3 protein-coding genes are annotated in these 2,175 nt (G+C 62.6%); 2 read left to right on the top strand and 1 reads right to left on the bottom strand.

From position 1 onward, the window contains the following. Positions 1-278 precede the first annotated feature (278 nt). Both ACWGKS_RS29830 and ACWGKS_RS29825 read left to right on the top strand, forming a co-directional pair. The gene (locus ACWGKS_RS29830) at positions 279-1,133 is read left to right on the top strand and encodes a helix-turn-helix domain-containing protein (protein WP_452525061.1); all 855 of its coding nucleotides are present in this window, start codon (positions 279-281) and stop codon (positions 1,131-1,133) included. Positions 1,134-1,138: 5 nt separating this feature from the next. After that, the gene (locus ACWGKS_RS29825; RefSeq protein WP_452525059.1) at positions 1,139-1,444 is read left to right on the top strand and encodes a DUF397 domain-containing protein; all 306 of its coding nucleotides are present in this window, start codon (positions 1,139-1,141) and stop codon (positions 1,442-1,444) included. A 61-nt stretch (positions 1,445-1,505) separates the two neighbouring features. Here the strand turns inward: ACWGKS_RS29825 and ACWGKS_RS29820 are convergent. After that, positions 1,506-2,175: OB-fold nucleic acid binding domain-containing protein (locus ACWGKS_RS29820; protein WP_452525057.1), on the bottom strand; the 670-nt coding region annotated here is incomplete at its 5' end.

Below are 2,175 nucleotides of genomic sequence, written 5' to 3'. Positions count from 1 at the left end.
GCGGGAGGGTGACGTCGGGCAGACCGGCCAAGGGTGCGTTTACGGGCATGACGAACAGAACTCCTGTCACAAAGGTGAGGGAAATGGACAATTCGACGCACCCGCTAGGCCAACGACCTTCACGATTTCCCGGAGGAGGGAAAGGGGCACGGCATAGCCTGGTCACATGAACCCTGCGTGAGAGTTCAGTTACTGACTACACTCATCACATTAGAGAGTGGATTCTACTCAGTCAAGTAGAATCCACTCTTAGGAAGAATTTGCGTTAGACTCCTGGCATGGCCGCTCCCTACAGTCCCAGCGTCCGGCGACGACGCTTGTCCACAGAGCTCAGACGACTTCGCGCAGAGGCCGAGATGACGCTGAACGATGTCGCGAAGCACACTGGCATCAGCAGGGCCAACCTAAGCAAGATCGAGCAGGCAGAGTCCAAGACCGTCCCCTCTCCAACATTGGACAAGCTGCTAGATCTCTACAAGGTCGATGACTCTGCTGTTCGAGCAGCCATGCATGAGTTGTCCAAGCTGGCTGGACAAAAAGGATGGTGGTCCCTCTACAAGGACCTCATGCCACAAACCCTCGTTGACTTCGAGGCTGAAGCATGTGCCATCCGCACCTACGAAGCTCAAGTGCTCCCAGGGCTTCTCCAGACCCCGGACTACGCAGACGCCATTTACCGAGCGAACCGGGTACGAGATGATAGCGAAATCGCCCAACGGGTAACTGCTCGCATGGCACGGCAAAGCATCCTGAAGCGCATAGATCCCCCTACTTACCTAGCCATCATCGATGAGTCTGCTCTTCACCGCATCGTTGGCTCAGCAAGTGTGATGTGCGAGCAGCTGCGACACCTGACACACATGGCCGCACTGGACAACATAGATATCTACGTGCTGCCGTTCTCCGCAGGCGCTCACACTTCCACAGAGGGAAATTACCTCATAATGGACTTCCCGGACCCAAGGGATGCGAGCGTCGTCTACCTGGAGAGCCCCACCACTACCATGTTTTTGGAGGAGGACCAGCAAGTCAGGCTCTATAACGACATGTTCGGAAGCACGCAGAGTTGTTCCATGACCCCAGCGCAGACCTTGGATTTCTTCAACCGCCGGATTCAAGTGCTAGAAGAGTGAGTGCATTGATCGACCAGATGACGTGGCGCAAAAGCAGCTACAGCGGTGTCAACAACAACTGCGTGGAGGTTGCCCACTTCCCCAGCTTCCACAAGAGCAGTCACAGCGGAGTCAACGGGGACTGTGTCGAGGTCGCCCACATCCCCACCGACTTCCGGAAGAGCAGCCACAGCGGCCATGACCAGAACTGCGTCGAGGTCGCCGAACTCCCCTGTGGTGCGGCCCTCCGGGACTCCAAGCACCCCACCGACGGACACATCCCCTTCCCCTCCTCCGAGTGGGACGCCTTCCTCGCCATCACCCGAGCCTGACCCCTCCTCCACGACCAAGACCCTGATCAGACCCCGAACGAACCGCACCGACGCCGGCGTCTCACCCCTTTCCGGATGAGGCGCCGGCGTTCCCGTCAAGAGGCCGGACCCGGGTGGCGGTGAGGGTGGGCAGCGCGCCCGGGGCCGCCCGCCGCACCCGTCCGTGGACCACCACCAGGTCGGAGCCGAACACCGAGGCCGCCGAGTGCCGTTGGGCGTCCTCGAACAGGGCCACGTCGACCAACCCGGTCCGGTCCTCCACGGTGGTAAAGACGACCCTGCGCCCCGACCGCGTGGGCGGGGTCTGCGTGCAGATCCGCGACCCCGCGACCATGACCCGCGCCCCGTCCGGAACCCGATGCAGGTCCTGGGCCTGCACGAGGTCGTGGGCCGAGGCCAGTTCGGCCAGGCGCTCGGCGTACCGGTCCAACAGGTGCCCGGACAGCTCATAGCCCAGCACCCGCAACTCCTCGGCCACCCGTTCGGAGTGTGTCATCGGGGTCCCCGCGCCCACCGGCACCTCCACGGGGCCGGTGCTCAACGAGAGTTGGTCGGCCGTACTCGCCACGACGCGGCGGCCTCCCCGAACCACCCCGTGCGCTCGGACCAAGGCGTGGGCGTGCACGAGGACGTCACGCCGGTCCGGGGCGCCAGGGGCACCGGTGACCCCGGCCAGGGAGTCCAAGGCCCCGGCCAACACCAGGTTGTCCATCGACTCGCGGGACAGGGAC

The organism is Nocardiopsis sp. NPDC055879, from assembly GCF_053615935.1.
The sequence above is the reverse complement of the archived record's forward strand: the minus strand, read 5'-3'. Positions and strand labels throughout refer to the sequence as shown.

Excerpts from the sequence above, each read along its gene's own strand:
- ACWGKS_RS29830 (WP_452525061.1), top strand. The coding sequence starts at position 279 with ATGGCCGCTCCCTACAGTCCCAGCGTCCGGCGACGACGCTTGTCCACA.